Origin of the sequence: Vibrio splendidus, from assembly GCF_001557875.1 — a bacterium.
Taxonomy (GTDB): Bacteria; Pseudomonadota; Gammaproteobacteria; order Enterobacterales; family Vibrionaceae; genus Vibrio; species Vibrio splendidus_F.
Genome location: NZ_LNRF01000001.1, coordinates 875,224 through 890,925, shown reverse-complemented (window position 1 = coordinate 890,925; position 15,702 = coordinate 875,224). Strand labels below are relative to the sequence as shown.

The window sequence follows — 15,702 nt, the reverse complement described above, 5'->3', positions numbered from 1 at the left end:
TAAAATTAATACTTTAAAAATAAACCTAGCAATGGAAAACTCAAGTAAATAAGGTTAGATTTAGTAAATAAAACGTTGCAAATGATATGCTCGTCTAATAATGCGACAATATATACAGGATTGTATTCTCATGACCTCTAGTCACTACCAAGTACCGGTAATACAAACAAGTTATGCTAAGATCTTAGTCCAAATCTTCACTGACTATGGATTAGACCTACACAAGCTACTTGAAGACTCGGGCTTACCACCCGATCTGATTCAATCAGAAAGTGACTTTGTACCCTCAGAATCAATCAAGCGACTGATTTATTTGACCTCATCACAACTAGGCGTATCTCGATTTACGGACATACTTGGCCTTGCCTTTAAGCGAAGAATCATCCCATACGTCTTGCATCAATTTACCGAATTTGAAACCATTGGAGATTCGCTAAAGCATATCAGCACGATTTTCTCTTATGATTCTCCCGGCAGTAGAGTCGACTTCATTCAAGAACACGGACAGAGTTGGTTTTGTCGAACTGCCCCCGCAGATAATTCACCCATGTCCCAATGGGGAGAGGTATTTGCCATCACCTACATTATTGAACTAATAACGATTCTCTCTCAGTCACCTTGGCAGCCAAGCAAAGTACGTTTACAAGGACATGACACTGATATCGTCAAAACACTGCTTCCAAGTCGCTGTCAGCTTTTTGTTGACCATAATTCAACGGCGGTCATGATTCCTGATGATATCTTAAAGCTCCCAATTCGCCTTACTGCCAAAGACTTAAGTAACAAACCCGCTATCGTTGAGTGGCATACAAGCTTTACCGACAGCGTTTACGAATTACTCAAGCCCTATATGAAAGAGCAGGACCTCTCGCTTGAAGAAGCTGCAGAGCTTCTTAATTTTTCCGTGAGAACGTTTCAACGAAAACTCAAAAATGAAAACACCACCTATCGAAAAATCAAAGAGAACCTGATGTTTTCTGTTGCGTGTGAATTGATGGAAGAAGGCCATACTCTGACTTATATTTCGAGCCAATTGGGTTACACCAATATCTCTCACTTTTCTAGAGCATTTAAGCGAGTTTCCGGTCTTACGCCTAAGATTTATCAACGCTCAATTTCCGCGTAAAACAGTTCTAACCGATTAACCAAGTGCAATAGGCGTCGGATAACCCTAACTGGAACTACACACTCTATTTCGGCCGTTACCTTTTGCACGGTAAAGTGCCCTATCCGCGCTGCGATACGTCGCTTCGGCATACGCTTGTATTTCAGACACACCACTACTTACCGTTAGGTTTAGTGTTGTGCCTTTAGCAATCACTTCTTTTAACCGATACATAGCTTCAATCGCTTCTGACAGGTTGGTTTCTGGCATCAAAATAGCAAATTCTTCACCCCCAACTCGTGCCACGATATCGGTATCTCTGATATTCTTCTTCAACAGTTCGGCCACCTCTTTAAGAGCTGCATCACCTTGATCATGACCATGGTTATCATTAATTGCTTTAAAGTGATCCAAATCGATCAGTGCTAAACAGGAGTGTGTATGACCGTAGCGATCCGCTAGGTTTGAGTAGTGACTTAACTCTTTATCAAAGCGGCGGCGATTCCAGCAACCTGTGAGTGAGTCCGTTTCAACCAGTATTCTTAATCGGCGTTCGAGCACCTTACGTCGACTAATATCGGTAAAAGTTACAACGTATTTTTCGTTGTTCGGCAATATTTCGGTTAGCTTTTCGACAACTGCATTGACCGTAAAGTGCTCACCAAGTCTGCTAACTCCACTAAGCTCACCTTTCCATCTCTGGTTTTCCTTAAGTGAGCGAGTAATGGTCGCGATTAGGCTGTTGTTATTCATAAAGCAGAGGTCAGAAATCGGGCGAGATTCCACTTGGTCAAAGGCATAACCCGATACCCGAGAGAACTGTTGATTAACTTGTATGACCCTCAATTGACTATCGAGAACAATAAAGCCTGCGACACCATCAATGATCGCTTCCGACAAGTTACTCTTGCTTTGAGCCATTTCATGTCGATAAAGGCGTGCGGTAATAAGAGCGCTAAGTAAAAACAACGCGCACACCGAAAAAACCATGGCCGTCGTAGATGCATTACTCAGCAACCACAAGCTAAATGCCATATTGAGGACAAGTGCAGACATCACGTATAACGGCATTTTTCGGTCATAACTTAACTTGTTCATAGTTTGCTCTGGTGATGGGCGAATGACTATGATGGCTAAATTTTGATTAAGATATTTACCATTTTACGACACATATGAATTCAAATTAAATGCCAACCAGTAGGCTCACTGACTTATGCTAATTATTGAGTAAGAAGAGCAAACTGCCACCACTGAGCGAACTGCCGTAGTTGAAGTTAATCCCAACACCGAAGTTATCAAAGAAGTAGGAATCGTAAGGGACATCGAACACCAATCCTGCGCCAAATTCATAGTAATAGTGCGTATCAAGCGGATCAGTGAGATCCCCTGCTACGTCTATTCTTCGAAAATTGTAGTGAATTTGAGGGTTCTTTAACGACCAAGCATCCAATGCCACATTCTGTCTGAATTCAATCTCATTGATAAACCTCAAACCTTCTGGGTTGCCGATATCGCCATCATTGGCTTCACCCCAGCCAGTGCCATAGAAATAACGTGCTCTTGATGAAACATTCCAACTTCCCCAGTCTTGTTTCTGTAGGTATTTGAGTTTGACCGACGGCTCGCCAATCAATGCCCATGCAGAAGTATTCAACGCGTATCCATCGAACTGAGATTGAAAGGCTTGAGAGTAGCTGTTTTTATATTCGTATTTATTGCGGTAGTAGAGTAAATGAGTGCCCAAACCATACGCGATAGACCAATGTTGATTTAAATGGCTTTGAGCGCCGAAAAAGCCATACAGGCCCAATACTGAGTCTTCATTGGGGTTAATTCGGCGGTCTGATGTGACGTCTGACGAAATCTCAATATCTTGCTCAGAGAGCGCATAAGACCCTCGCACCGACCAAATCAAATCTAGGTCAGGATCATCGGTTTTAATCACGGAAGAATAAGGGATAGAGCCGACACTGACTTGGCTTCGAGTGTCGATAGTTTTATCGGAGCCAAAACCACTGTCGTTCAAGTTAATAAACGAGTTGGGGTCGAAATCCACAAAACCAATTGAGACTGCATCACTATCAGTAAGCGCTATAGAAACAGCGAATATCTTTTCTAACCGATGTTGAATCGCTTCATTCGACGCATGGGCCGAGGATGAAAAAAAACCAGTTAAGATCAGAGCAATGGAAGAGGAATACGGCGATTGGGGTGAAAGCATTAAGTTGACTCCATTCAAACTTATGCTTCAAGTGTAATTGGTAACTTAACTATTTCAATCAGAGAGTTAACGGTGTGGTTGATACTGATCTCAGTTCCAACTGTAAGAGCGTTGCCAAATCTATGGCTCCCCAAAGTTCTTCTACATCTTGGATTCTAAAATGAATAATCATATGCGCCTCTGTCTAAATTGGAGTCTTATCTTGAGTCATTCTAAAAAAGCTTACTTACCATAATACGCCAAGCCGACTTTAAGACCTGTCGAGTTACGTGGTTCTCGTCGGGTCAAGATTTGTGATGTTAGAAGCCATAAATATCTTGTTCGGTGACAAAGTCGATTTTACAGATCCATGGAATAGTACCGTGGCGTTCTTCACCGTGGTATTCACTATTTTGGTCGCAGAGATTGTTGTTTCAAAGATCTACTTCGCACTCGATGACACCCCGAAAACCGGGAAAGCATAGCCTTTATGTCTAAACACCAAAGACAAAAAAGTGAGCCTTATTAGGCTCACTTTTTTATATCCAAATCTGATTATAAACAAGGAGAATTAGATAAAGATTCTCGCACGAACACCAAACACCCAAGCGCTGCTTTCATTGGAGAACGCTGGATCTTTAATGTATTGAATATCAGGTGTCACTTGGATGAAATCGTTAAGTTGCATGTTGTAGTAGAGTTCTGCGGTAAACTGTTCACCGTCATTACCATACACACCAGTCGAAATGCCTTTTAGAGCGTACTCATTTATTTCCGACCAGTTAACCGCAAAACCAAGGTTGTTCTTTTCGCTTCCTAGGCCAAAATACCCAACACCGACACTCAATGAGCGTTCATACAGAGCAACATCTCCATCAGAAAAACCACCTCTCACAAACGGCATTACTTGAGGTGTGACAAACTGACTCCACGAGAAGTTAATACCTTTACCAGATTCACCTCCGCCTGTCGCATCCGACAAGCTATGACGAGTACCACCATCAAAGTGCCACGCTGTAATGTGGAAATTATCAGTGAATATTTGATCTTGCGATGCTGTCCAACCGAGCTCAAGCGTGGTGAAAAAGTCACTCTCGTCAAATAATGTATTGAAGCCATCAAAGATATCGTCTGATTTTCCGTTGGCGTCGGCGATACCCGCAATCACATAGTAATTGTCAGTCAGCATATGCCCTGCAGAAAGGGCTAATACACCATCATCAGGTAACCCCATAGCTCCAGCTCCAGTTGAAAATGCAAGGTTGCTAAAGCCCGACCATGGGCTCGCTAGTGCGTATGTGTCCACATAGTCGGTGACATCCTGCCACCCAGCGATAACTGAGGTTTTACCTCCATTAAACTTTTGTTTCCAATGCAAATTGGTGACGCGGAAGCCTTGGTCGCTAAAGGCAGAGCCAATCATACCTACATAACCTAACCCTTCTTTAGTACCGTTATTAAATAATCGGTCGGTATCATCAATGAAGGCTAGATTTTTGGGTGCTGAATCAGAATAGGCATGGCGATGTTCGACTTTCCATACTATTCCGCCTGTATTACCCGTCTCTTTGCCGACCAAATTCCAAGAGCCATAAAACCTCGCAACCCCGGAAGAGGCATCAACATCGTTCCCCATAGACCCGTTGTTAGAGGTTAAACCCAAAGCGTTATAATCTGCTCCAAATGTAATGCCATCATCGGCCAACGACTCCCTCCAAGATTTCTTTTGTGCTTTCTGCTCTGCAATTGTATTTTCAACAGAGTCAGGGCCCTCAAAGTTGGCGCCATAAACAACGCCGCTCATTGGGCTAGCCGCCATCACAATTGCCATACTTACTTTAGATAATCTTGAATTCATCATGTCACCAGTGCTTTTTAAGTTAGTTTTATTTTAGTTATTACTCACATTGAAAATTGTCATTTGATGACACTGAGTGATTTAAATACTTCCAACATGAAATTGGAGCGCACTAGGTGCGCTAGCTTAAGGTTGATACTGCTCTATACCGTCCGCTTTCATCGCATATACCGACTGCACGTTGGCAGCGCCGTCAGAGTAATTCACATTTTCTTTCGATTGATGCCCAGTTAACTCGCCTTCAACCCAAACCGGCGTCATTAAGCTCACTAATTCAATGCCTTGAGGGTAATCTATCAGCACCAATTGATTCGCTGGAGGTGGTGGTGTGTGGATACAAGCTCCTGCAGAAGGCACTAAGAAGAACTTAGTAACTTTAGTTCCGTCCATTTCAATCGGAGTGATATAGCCAGGGATTCGATGCTTACTGCCTACAACCTCATTATTTGGTTTAGAACCTAACGCTTCTCGTTGCTTCATAATCTGCTCACGAGCAACAAACAGCGCTTCAACATCCACGTCCTGCTTTTTGAGCCTTTCTGTTACTTCCACTATTTCCTGTTTTGCTTCGTCACTTGCGACAAAACCGTCTTCAGTTTGCGCGTCTTTAAAGCGAGCAATGGTCGCCATATCAAACATCTGATTCCGATCAAGCTTTTGAAATGGGTCTTCTATCAACTCCATGCTTGGAACTAGCTCGTCCCAGTATGTAACCTTCACTTCGTTAGCTAGTGATGGAAACGACAAACAACACAATACAAACAGCGAAAAAATTGGCTTCAAAATAACCATGAAACTTTACCTCACAAAAACATCGTTAAGCTAAGTTAGGTAGAGGAGGCACTCCCCTACCTAACTATTAAACATCAAGCCAAAGATTACATTTCGTTGCGGTATACAACGCCATCTTTCATTACCAATTTAATCGTATCGATAGTTTTGTATTCAGGATCAGCGTCAAACCACTCGGTGGTCGCACCTAATACCTTCATGTCTTCCAATGGGTTACCATCTACTAATAAAATATCTGCAACGGCACCTTTTTCGATAACACCTAACTTGCCTTGGGTTGTGCCTCTAGGGCCTGACATTGCTAACATTTCACCAGCTGTAGAAGTCATTTGTTTCAACACTTCGAAGTTGCTACCAAACGCTTGCGTTCTCCAGTAGATTTCGTAACGACGAGCTCGCTCGGCATCTGAGTCTGCACCTACATAGTCTGATGCAAAAACAACCTTCACGTTATTTTCAAGTAGGCGTTTACCGTAGTCACCGTACTGCTCTTGAAGCTGAGCAACCATAGGAAGTTTTTCTGCAGGCATAAGCGGGTTCTTTGCTAGATCTGGCGATAGCCCCCACATCTGTGGAACAACATATCCGCCCTCTTTTGCAATTCTCTTCATCGTGTCGTCATTAATAAAGAATCCGTGCTCAAAGGTTTTTACACCACAATCAAGAAGACGGTTTACCGAGCGATCATTGAATGTATGCGCAGCAACATAAGTGTTCCAATCTTTTGCTGCTTCAACGATGGCACAGGTTTCGTCTACCGAGTATTGAGTTGTATCAATCGGGTCAAATCGAGATGAACCACCACCACCGGCCATGATCTTTATCTGAGTCGCACCATTGCGTAAGTTCAGTCTTGTCGCTTTGAGAACTTCAGGCACGCCATCGGCTACAGCGCCAATGCCCATTCTTTCAAAGTTAGAAATATCCCCTACCGAATTAGGCGTGAAACCGGGATCACTTCTATCTCGGAAATCACCATGACCTGATGTTTGAGAGATAAATGCACCAGACGGATAAATTCGAGGACCAACAACATTGCCACTCTCAATTTCGCGAGCCAAACCGAAGGCAGGTCCGCCCATATCACGAACGGTTGTAAAACCATCATCTAAGTAGCGCTTAGCCACTTGCGTTGCATGAATAGAGATGTCAGTGAGATCTTTATTGGTTTCGATGTCACCAAAATTATAGTTAATCATAACGTGGGCATGGCCATCGATTAAGCCAGGCATTAACGTTTTACCTTCACCTTCAATGACGGTAGCTTCACTGGCTTCGATTGGGTTTGCCGAGATTTGTTTGATTAGATTGTCTTCGACTAATACGTGATGATCTTCGTAGAGTTTGTTTTCTGTACCATTGAAAATATCAACATTGGTAAATAACGTTGATGCTGCATTTGCAGAAAGAGCAAATGAACACGAAAGAGCAATAACAGAGAATTTTAAGCCTGCATTTTTCATTTATACACCTTGATTCCGTTTATGAGTGGAGTCCACTTCCCATAACGATTCCGTAACTACTAATGAGTGTCATGAGGTTTCAAAGGTGTTTTTATTAGCCGCGATAATCACAAAAATCTAATCAAAATTCCGGGAGAAAATCGAGGTAAAAACAACTCATCCACATTCAATAACTTAGTAGTGATACTGCCAGTGTTCAAGGTTCACAAATGGCCATTTGGTGACAACAAATAAATCTTCGCCTGCGCTCTATCGTTAGGTACCTGTAGTCTGTGTAAATACTTTAGCTATTCGCCTTTCGATACTGTCTTGGCGTCATGTTCATTTGTCTTTTAAAGGCTCGGGTAAAGTGGGAAGAGTCGGAATAGCCCATCTTCGCGCCTACTTGAGTGATCGATAGATCGGGCTGCTTGAGCAATTCTAAAACCTGAACTAGAACCATCTCTTCAATCAAGGTTTTGTAGACCACCCCTTCACTTTCCAACCGACGCTGAATCGTTCTGACATGAATATTTAGAATCTCAGAAGCTAAGCTAATTGGGAGTTTCCCCATCGTGAGATAAGGTTTAATAACAAGCTTAAAAGCGCTCAGGAATGAGCTAGGTAAAGGCGCAGTGATTTCTGATTCTTGAGCTACCTTTGGTAACACAATAGGTGCAAGCATGATGTCTTCAGGGATCTCAAAGGCAGTGACCGGTCTATGCGTATAAAACTGAGCACTGCCCATTTGTGGAAGAGATTGAAAACATTCGAGATCGCCACTTTGAATGCCAACCTCAGACGGCTTCCAACGACCTTGCGTTAATACTGAAAGCAGCTCGTTGATGAAAATAACAGAGAACAGTTCAGCGAACTTAAACCAAGGTGCGTTAGTAAACGGCTTCTCGCGAACCAGCCACCACTTGCCTCCGGATTGCTTGGTATAGACATTCGCACCGTTGGATATGAGCTTCAACTGCTCGCCAAACTGGTCTAGCGCACTTTTCAGCGAGTCTTGCTGACTCAGTTTAGCGACGAACCTTGGCACATAGGTTTGCTTGCAAAAACTCCACATAAACAGCGAGAATTCTTCTCTCGACGCCGACTCCCCCATAATCTTGACCACATTTTTAACGGTTGTCTCAGGGAGATAATCGTAATGCTCATTGTTGATAAGAATATCATTAGGAATTTTAGCGCAGCGTAGCAAAGTGTAGATTTCACCGTCGATATGTTTGAACAGTTCTGCAAACAGCTCAACTTCTTTCTTATCTACAACCGTCATTTGAAGGGTATTGGACATCCTTTCCTCTTAATCTGTTCTTTCACGAACTCAAACTATCACCTTATTTAAGATAGCAGAATAAATGACGAGTGACCTAGGTTTACTAACCGACCATCTCCGTCAAAATAACGAATAAACAATCGGTTAGTAGCTAAACTAGCGTTTACTAACTTGGCAGATTACTGAACTGCTAGATCCGAACTGCGTACCCAGAATGCACGCACATGATCGTAAATCAGATTAAAAACAAACGCGTAAATGGTAATAAAAATGGTCACGCCGATGTCCATTAAAAATGCCTGCCAAATCCCCACATCAAGTAAGTAAGCCATCACTGGGATCGTCGCCACCAGCAAGCCTGCCTCAAATAACACCACGTGAAAAACACGTAACTTGAGCGAACGCTTGGATTTATCACCCGTGAAATACCGATCAAAAACACGGTTAAAACAGTAGTTCCAGATCATCGCGATAGTCGCAACAACTATCATGGTTCCTGATAAGGCATTCATATCGTGATCGGTAAATATCGCTAAGCCGATTATTGAAAGCGTTACGGCTAAAACTTCGAATAACACTGAGTGAAACACTCTTTCTAACGTACTCATACATTCCTCTAAATAATCTAGTATGTGTTGGATTAGCTAGGATTATGTCATCGGAAATAATAAGAGAAAGTTAACAGCCATCACGATTAGTGATAGCCTGAGTGGAATATCCAATTTTGTATTGAGCGGGAGATAACATGTATAGTTTTGAACAATTAAAAGTATTCGTCACTGTATGTGAAAGTGGCTCTTTCTCTGCCGCGGCACGCAAGCTGAAACGTGCTCAGTCTGGAGTCAGCCAGTCGATCGCCAACCTAGAAATCGCCATCGATCAAGAGCTGTTTAATCGAGAGAAAAACATCCCCGTTTTAACCAACACAGGCAAAGCATTATTGCCTGTGGCTAAGTCGATTCTTGACCAGCAAAAGTATTTCGATCAAAAAGTAGAGTCGCTAACACAAGAAGATGAGCATGAACTGATCATTGCGGTTGATGAGAGCATCATTGATAAGAACTTCATAAAGATAATCAGCTCACTAACTGATCAATTTCCAATTACTCACTTCGATATCATTACCGCTTCTACCTTCGATGTTGAGGACATGGTGAGGCGTGGAAAAGCGCAGATTGGCATCATCTATGCGGATGGTGAACTTAAGGTAGATATGGACTTTTTCTTACTTGGCCAAGCACGCTTTCTCACTGTCAGTTCTGCCACGCACGAACTAAGCCAAATGCCCGTTGTGCAAGATTCCGATTTAAAACGTTACCGCCAATGCGTGCATCGCAGTTCAAAGCAACGCGAACTGTGGTTCACCTACGGAATTAGCTCCATGCTTTGGTATGCCAACAATCACAAAACCATTATTGATCTCGTTGAACAAAATATTGGGTGGGCAAATGTACCTGAAATGATGGTGATGGAAAGCATTCAAAAAGGTGATCTTGTGGCGTTACCTGTCTCGCACGAGCATGGTGGTTGGATTACTCCTGTGGGTTGTTTGGTGTCTCGTAGCCACATCAATGGCCCAGTTCTCACTAGCCTTATTGAAAAGCTTAAGGGACACTCACTGCAATACAATCAATGGCAAGCCAACTAGCCTCCTGTATTTTTGAAAGCACCTCTGTTTTTGAAAACATCTCTATTTTCAAAACATCGTCAATTCAGAGATTCAATATCGGCGTGCAACTCACCAGCGCTACCTCATTTCTACTTATCTTGCCGATAAATATCTTTGTCGTGTGGATAAAACACCCTAGTTGATGTCCCAAAGTGACCTAACTACACTGCGATCCCAACGGGTTTGTCTTTTAAAACGAATTTAGACAGACCCAAATCGCTCTTTAACACCACTGACCCAACTTCAAATCCCCCAGATAAACGTTCTGCCTTGCAGTCGCTTATGCCGGTTTCAAATAGATCACTTTTTGAATATTAATTCGCACCCAGTTTATGAGCGCTCTTCGAGTGCTTTTCTATATCTAAATGAACCTTTTGGAAAATTTGTCGTGAACGTTTTAAGAAATATTTGCCCTGAGAAAATGGGTAAAGAGCGTAACAAACGAGAGTATGATTTACGCGTACTTAATTGTGTCAGTGAAAGTGAATATGAATCGCGTATGGCGGTTTGGAATAGCCTAGCGTTAACTGCTACTCCGTCTGCTTCGGAAACAAAGGGCTTCATCGATGAGTCTTTCAACAAGCTTCAGCAAGACCTGAAAGAAGCTAGCCGTGAGTTGTCGATTAACTACACGGACTTCATCGCAATGGCGCATGAAGAGATCAACTACATTAAGGTGTTTGTTGCTGATAAAACCGCTCAATACGGTTGGTACGCTGCGATCGTTCTTATGATCATCGGCACCGTTGCTCTGTGCATTCAGTAAACCAAACCCTATGTTAGATAGAGCATCTTAAATGCTCAATCGATAAGCACATATAGCACAGCTCTGTGTTTTCACTAGAAAACAGATGACTAACCTCATTTGTTTTCTAGTCTATAACCCCTTCACTCTTCCATTAGAAATAGCAAATCCTGTGTCGCTTGTTTTGGGCTTTCAGCGTGACATATCGCTGATACCAAGGCCAATCCATGAATGCCTGTCTTAACTAACTGCGGAATGTTCGACTCGTTAATTCCACCAATACCCACAATCGGCAACTTCGTTGTTTCCAAAGCCATTTGAATGCCTTCATAACCCCAATGTTTCTTTAGATTCGTCTTGGTCGGCGTAGCAAAAAGCGCACTGAGTCCAATATAATCGATCGGCAAACTATTGGCTTGTTGTAGCTGCTGTTCAGTTTCAATTGATAACCCAAGAATCTTATCCGGGCCAATCAACTGACGTGCTAACTCTGCAGGCATATCCGATTGCCCCAGATGCAAACCATCGGCGTCGACAGCCAATGCAACTTCCACTCGGTCATTGATGATCAACGGTACACCTGAACCAGCCAAAATGGACTTAACAGCTTGTGCTCGTTCAATGAAGGCTCTTACATCCCCATGTTTCTCTCTCACTTGGACCATAGTGACGCCACCCACAACCGCTTGTTCAACCACGAACTTAAGCGTTTCTAAATCTTGTTGGTCGTCCGTTACTAAGTAGAGCTTATAAGGGTTCATATCGTACCTTTGGAGTCGATGTCTAAAATTGGCGTTGCACCATTTTACCGACAAATCGCATCATGTGCATGGAAGTTAATACTAAATTAGCTCAATTACGCAAACACCATCAAATACGCAACTCGTTGAAAGCATGCCGAAAAACCTGAACTTTTTAACTAAAGCGTTACTTATTACACAAAGTATTCACTTCAAGCATGCCCAGAACGCTGTTTTATGAAATACTCCGCTGTGAAGGAATCAGGTAAATATAGGGATAGTTATGCGCCACCTTTCTATAGCGCTCAAGATCAAGCTGGGTTATGCCATCTGCTTGCTCTTTTTCGTCATTTCAGGCTTTGTGAGTTACAAAGGTATCCAAACCTTGTCGAACGGCTTCAGCCAATACAGTGAACTCAGCCATAAAGCGACACTCTCAGGCAACATTCAAGTGCACTTTCTTCAGATGCGTTTAGCCTCTGAACGTTACTTAGAGTCATTGGATGAGCAGTACGAAACGAATTATCAAGCAAGCAAACTCGCGATCGATAGTCTGCTCAATAACTTAATCCAATCCACCACCAAAACCGATAGCCTAGCTAGCCTGCAACTCGTGCAAGACAGCGTTGCGGCGTTTGATGTGGCTTATGGGTCAATGAAGCAGAGCCAGCTAATGATCGACCAGCTCGTAAATGTTGAGATGGTCAAAAGAGAGACTAACGCGCTAAAAGCCGCGCAGAGCTTGTTGTATGAGTCTTACAATAACAACGATCCAAACGCGAGCTTATACGCGGGCATGTTGATGGAGAATTTCCTCGCAGCCAAGATCACCGTGCTCAGTTACTCAAACAACAACGATCTTAAAACCTATGAAGCGGGTAAAGACATCTTTGAATACGCGCTACCAGGTATTGAAGGCGATATTGAATCTCTCAAATCATCACCTTATCAAAGTGAGCTGATTGAAGACTTCTCGAACCAACGTGAAGCGTATGCAAAAGGCTTTGAGCAAGTTCATCAACAGATGATTGAGAACACGCAAAGAACCGCTACCCTCGCCTCTATTGGTGACAGCTTAGCGATTGCGGTCGCTGATGCTCAAAGTATTCTCGAGCGGCAGAAGCAAGCGCTCACGCCAGTGCTACAAGCCAGTGAGAAACGATCAATTCAAATCATCATATTGTTGACGGGGGTTGCCTTAGTTATTGGTATGACGAGCGCCGTGCTGGTGACTCGCTCTATTACCAAAGGCATCGAGCAGGTTAAACAGATCACCAACGAACTTTCTCAGGGCAACTTAAATGTTGAAGTGAACATTGAGAGCAAGAACGAGATTGGCGAACTGCTGACCAACATGGAGATCACCATTGAATCTCTACGCGATATTGTTGGTCAAGTGAACCGCTCTAGTGTGCGCATTGGTGAGATGTCGGAGTCGCTGAATCAAGTGACCAATAACAGCTCGACCAACGCAACACAACTAAACAGTGAAATGATCAATATCTCATCCGCGGTTGACCAACTAGCTTCAAGCACATCAGAAATTGCTTCAAGTGCTAACCACGCGTCTCAAGTGGCGAACCAAGCAACCGAGAATGTGGCAATGGGACTGAAAGAAGTAGACAAAACTCTGCATGAGATTGGCAGCGCCGATGAAAGCATGCAGGTCAGCAGCCAAAAAGTGACTGACCTACACAAAGAGTCGATGAACATCGGTGCCATTCTTGAAGTAATCAAGGGCGTTTCGGAACAAACCAACCTACTGGCATTGAATGCGGCTATTGAAGCTGCGCGCGCAGGTGAACAAGGTCGTGGATTTGCAGTCGTAGCCGATGAAGTGAGAACGCTCGCTAAGCGTACTCAAGACTCTGCAAGCCAGATTGATGAACTCATCACATCGCTACAACGTGGCGCTAAAGATGCGTTAGAGTCGATTAAAGAGAGCCACAGCACGGTTTCAGATGCTTCAACTCAGGCACAACAAGCTTCTCAGAACTTGCATGTGATTAACCAACACATCCAAGATTTAAATCAGGCCAACAGCCAAATCGCGATATCCGTCGATGAGCAGGATTGCTTGACCAAATCACTGGGTGAAAACGCGCAAGGTGCCAATACCATCGCGCAAAGCAACCAAGAATCGGTCAGCAGCATTTCAGGTGCAGCGAGCGACTTAACCGAGGTTGCTCATCACTTAGAGAGCCAAGTGAATCGATTTAGAACCTAACGAAACCAATTGCTCACATAACGAGATAGCTAACACAACGACGAGTTAATACGGTTTTGAAGCAATAATAGAAAAGCCCTCAACACATATGTATTGAGGGCTTTTTAATAAGCTACGAATGCTAATCTAGATTGAATCTACTGAACCTTCAAACGTTGGATCAACGTCTCTTCATCCAATTGATACAGCTCATCAAGCAAGTTCATCTGTAAGCTACCTGGGCCGCGTGAGTTCTCAGCAGCAATTTCACCAACCACACCCAATACCGCCGCTGCCGCCAAACCACTGTCATCTCCAACAGCAGCGAAAGCGCCCGTTAATGCAGTAAGAGTACAACCCATGCCCGTCACATACGGCATCATTGGATGTCCGTTGTTTAACGTAACAACGCTGTCTTTAGTGACAACGTAATCTGTCTCACCAGAAATCACCACATTCGCACCGTATTCAGCGACTAAGCATTGCGCTGCGCCTAATGCAGCATCACTGCTATCCAGCGCATCAACACCTTTACTCTGTGCTTGCTCACCCGCTAACGCGATAATCTCAGACGCGTTACCACGAATGATCAACTTGTCGGCTAAGCGTGCAATTTCACGAGAAGTCTCGGTACGCAACGTACTTGCCCCACAACCCACCGGGTCAAGAACCACTACCTTGTTGTTCGCATTCGCTTGTTCTACAGCAAAACACATTCTTGGCGCCCAAAGACTATCAAGCGTGCCAATGTTGATCACAAGCGCGCCAGAGAAAGACATCATCTCTGCCAGCTCTTGCTGTGAATGCGCCATAATAGGCGAAGCGCCAAGCGCCAATAACGCATTGGCCGTGTTGTTCATCACTACATAGTTGGTGATGTTCACAACCAGTGGTTTTTGCTCTCGTACTGCGCGCAACGATTGGATGATTTGTTCAGTTAGCATGGATTAATCCTTATTCGTGAAAGTCGCTTTTAAGCCGCGGTTGAGTCATTAAGTGCATTCAGACCTTGCTGCCAAAAAGCCACTTCCATACGCGTTGCCGTTTTGAAGATATGAACGATGTTCTGACCGCGCTCGCTGTTGATATCAATTTCAGCCAGTAGCTGATTGAAATACTCAGCGCCCGTTGCCACGCCCGACTGGAACTCTTCACCGCCGTAAAGCTGTAGCCAGCTTGCATATGGGTTGCCTTCTAAAACGGTATCGCTACTTTCTAGAAGTGCTTTACCAATCACGGCATAACCAATTGAACACGGAGCCAGTGCCGCATATAAGTCGACAAGATCACCCGTCATACCCGCATCTAGAACGTAGCGCGTGTAGGCAACAGTGCCGAAATCTTCAGGTTCGTTTTCTAAATCCGATTCGGTTAAACCCCACTGACCACAGTAAGTCACGTGGTGTGAAATTTCACAATCTAACAGAGCATGAACACTAGGCAGTGCACGACGCATATCAGCCAGTGTCTTTGCCTTGTAAATTGCCAATGCATAAGCGCGAGCATATTGCTTCAAAAACAGAAAATCTTGCTTTAGGTAATGCAGAAAACACGGCTGAGCAAGAGTGCCATTTGCCAACGTTTTAACAAAATCATGCTCAGTGTAGTCTTGCCAATCTTGCTGACAGGCTTGGATTAAGTCTTGGTATTTCATGAGATT

General features: G+C 43.6%; 14 protein-coding genes and 1 pseudogene. 5 read left to right on the top strand and 10 right to left on the bottom strand.

All coding sequences use genetic code 11. The annotated features are described in order from the left end of the window. The first annotated feature begins 130 nt into the window (after nucleotides 1–130). Nucleotides 131–1,126, top strand: coding sequence for a helix-turn-helix domain-containing protein (locus tag ATB74_RS03780; protein ID WP_061016656.1), 996 nt, complete (start codon nucleotides 131–133; stop codon nucleotides 1,124–1,126). Nucleotides 1,127–1,171: 45 nt separating this feature from the next. Here the strand turns inward: ATB74_RS03780 and ATB74_RS03775 are convergent, their stop codons facing one another. Beyond that, nucleotides 1,172–2,203 (bottom strand): sensor domain-containing diguanylate cyclase, encoded by a 1,032-nt coding sequence (locus ATB74_RS03775; protein WP_061016654.1) that lies wholly within the window; start codon nucleotides 2,201–2,203, stop codon nucleotides 1,172–1,174. A 118-nt stretch (nucleotides 2,204–2,321) separates the two neighbouring features. Then, nucleotides 2,322–3,326 carry a Solitary outer membrane autotransporter beta-barrel domain gene (locus ATB74_RS03770; protein ID WP_061016652.1) on the bottom strand — a complete coding sequence of 335 codons (1,005 nt, stop codon included), beginning with the start codon at nucleotides 3,324–3,326 and terminating at the stop codon, nucleotides 2,322–2,324. A 257-nt stretch (nucleotides 3,327–3,583) separates the two neighbouring features. Here ATB74_RS03770 and ATB74_RS03765 point away from each other — a divergent pair. Further along, nucleotides 3,584–3,790, top strand: a pseudogene (locus ATB74_RS03765) (hypothetical protein); the annotation flags it as partial. 86 nt (nucleotides 3,791–3,876) lie between these two features. Here ATB74_RS03765 and ATB74_RS03760 read toward each other — a convergent pair. The 5 genes from ATB74_RS03760 to ATB74_RS03740 form a co-directional block, all read right to left on the bottom strand. Then, entirely contained in the window at nucleotides 3,877–5,166 is a 1,290-nt protein-coding gene (locus ATB74_RS03760) for a carbohydrate porin (RefSeq protein WP_244270899.1), read from the bottom strand. A gap of 123 nt (nucleotides 5,167–5,289) precedes the next feature. Beyond that, nucleotides 5,290–5,838: a DUF3299 domain-containing protein gene (locus ATB74_RS03755; RefSeq protein WP_408743893.1), complete on the bottom strand. Its 549-nt coding sequence runs from the start codon at nucleotides 5,836–5,838 to the stop codon at nucleotides 5,290–5,292. Between the two features lie 203 nt (nucleotides 5,839–6,041). Next, nucleotides 6,042–7,418 carry a metal-dependent hydrolase family protein gene (locus ATB74_RS03750; protein ID WP_061016647.1) on the bottom strand — a complete coding sequence of 459 codons (1,377 nt, stop codon included), beginning with the start codon at nucleotides 7,416–7,418 and terminating at the stop codon, nucleotides 6,042–6,044. Between the two features lie 283 nt (nucleotides 7,419–7,701). Next, nucleotides 7,702–8,682 (bottom strand): helix-turn-helix domain-containing protein, encoded by a 981-nt coding sequence (locus tag ATB74_RS03745; protein ID WP_060981120.1) that lies wholly within the window; start codon nucleotides 8,680–8,682, stop codon nucleotides 7,702–7,704. Between the two features lie 179 nt (nucleotides 8,683–8,861). Further along, the gene (locus ATB74_RS03740; RefSeq protein WP_060980437.1) at nucleotides 8,862–9,290 is read right to left on the bottom strand and encodes a PACE efflux transporter; all 429 of its coding nucleotides are present in this window, start codon (nucleotides 9,288–9,290) and stop codon (nucleotides 8,862–8,864) included. 137 nt (nucleotides 9,291–9,427) lie between these two features. Here ATB74_RS03740 and ATB74_RS03735 point away from each other — a divergent pair, with 137 nt between their 5' ends. Together ATB74_RS03735 and ATB74_RS03730 are read left to right on the top strand one after the other, a co-directional pair. Then, the gene (locus ATB74_RS03735) at nucleotides 9,428–10,330 is read left to right on the top strand and encodes a LysR family transcriptional regulator (protein ID WP_061016645.1); all 903 of its coding nucleotides are present in this window, start codon (nucleotides 9,428–9,430) and stop codon (nucleotides 10,328–10,330) included. A 442-nt stretch (nucleotides 10,331–10,772) separates the two neighbouring features. Next, entirely contained in the window at nucleotides 10,773–11,117 is a 345-nt protein-coding gene (locus tag ATB74_RS03730; RefSeq protein ID WP_048659932.1) for a hypothetical protein, read from the top strand. Between the two features lie 122 nt (nucleotides 11,118–11,239). Here the strand turns inward: ATB74_RS03730 and thiE are convergent, their stop codons facing one another. Then, a complete protein-coding gene (thiE, locus tag ATB74_RS03725) occupies nucleotides 11,240–11,857 on the bottom strand; it encodes a thiamine phosphate synthase (RefSeq protein ID WP_061016644.1) in 618 nt (205 codons plus the stop codon). 262 nt (nucleotides 11,858–12,119) lie between these two features. On the opposite strand from thiE, the gene ATB74_RS03720 reads away from it, so the two are divergent. Then, nucleotides 12,120–14,063, top strand: coding sequence for a methyl-accepting chemotaxis protein (locus ATB74_RS03720; protein ID WP_061016642.1), 1,944 nt, complete (start codon nucleotides 12,120–12,122; stop codon nucleotides 14,061–14,063). Nucleotides 14,064–14,200: 137 nt separating this feature from the next. Here ATB74_RS03720 and thiM read toward each other — a convergent pair whose 3' ends face one another. Both thiM and tenA read right to left on the bottom strand, forming a co-directional pair. Then, nucleotides 14,201–14,986, bottom strand: coding sequence for a hydroxyethylthiazole kinase (gene thiM / locus ATB74_RS03715; protein WP_061016640.1), 786 nt, complete (start codon nucleotides 14,984–14,986; stop codon nucleotides 14,201–14,203). Nucleotides 14,987–15,015: 29 nt separating this feature from the next. Continuing rightward, on the bottom strand, nucleotides 15,016–15,696 hold the full coding sequence (tenA, locus tag ATB74_RS03710; RefSeq protein ID WP_061016639.1) for a thiaminase II: 681 nt from the start codon (nucleotides 15,694–15,696) through the stop codon (nucleotides 15,016–15,018). Nucleotides 15,697–15,702 lie beyond the last annotated feature (6 nt).

Bases quoted from the DNA above. Each gene is read 5' to 3' on its own strand.
- thiM (WP_061016640.1), bottom strand. From the start codon at position 14,986: ATGCTAACTGAACAAATCATCCAATCGTTGCGCGCAGTACGAGAGCAA.
- ATB74_RS03730 (WP_048659932.1), top strand. From the start codon at position 10,773: ATGGGTAAAGAGCGTAACAAACGAGAGTATGATTTACGCGTACTTAAT.
- ATB74_RS03760 (WP_244270899.1), bottom strand. From the start codon at position 5,166: ATGATGAATTCAAGATTATCTAAAGTAAGTATGGCAATTGTGATGGCG.
- ATB74_RS03780 (WP_061016656.1), top strand. From the start codon at position 131: ATGACCTCTAGTCACTACCAAGTACCGGTAATACAAACAAGTTATGCT.
- ATB74_RS03750 (WP_061016647.1), bottom strand. From the start codon at position 7,418: ATGAAAAATGCAGGCTTAAAATTCTCTGTTATTGCTCTTTCGTGTTCA.
- ATB74_RS03740 (WP_060980437.1), bottom strand. From the start codon at position 9,290: ATGAGTACGTTAGAAAGAGTGTTTCACTCAGTGTTATTCGAAGTTTTA.
- ATB74_RS03775 (WP_061016654.1), bottom strand. From the start codon at position 2,203: ATGAACAAGTTAAGTTATGACCGAAAAATGCCGTTATACGTGATGTCT.
- ATB74_RS03745 (WP_060981120.1), bottom strand. From the start codon at position 8,682: ATGACGGTTGTAGATAAGAAAGAAGTTGAGCTGTTTGCAGAACTGTTC.
- tenA (WP_061016639.1), bottom strand. From the start codon at position 15,696: ATGAAATACCAAGACTTAATCCAAGCCTGTCAGCAAGATTGGCAAGAC.
- ATB74_RS03770 (WP_061016652.1), bottom strand. From the start codon at position 3,326: ATGCTTTCACCCCAATCGCCGTATTCCTCTTCCATTGCTCTGATCTTA.
- ATB74_RS03720 (WP_061016642.1), top strand. From the start codon at position 12,120: ATGCGCCACCTTTCTATAGCGCTCAAGATCAAGCTGGGTTATGCCATC.
- thiE (WP_061016644.1), bottom strand. From the start codon at position 11,857: ATGAACCCTTATAAGCTCTACTTAGTAACGGACGACCAACAAGATTTA.
- ATB74_RS03735 (WP_061016645.1), top strand. From the start codon at position 9,428: ATGTATAGTTTTGAACAATTAAAAGTATTCGTCACTGTATGTGAAAGT.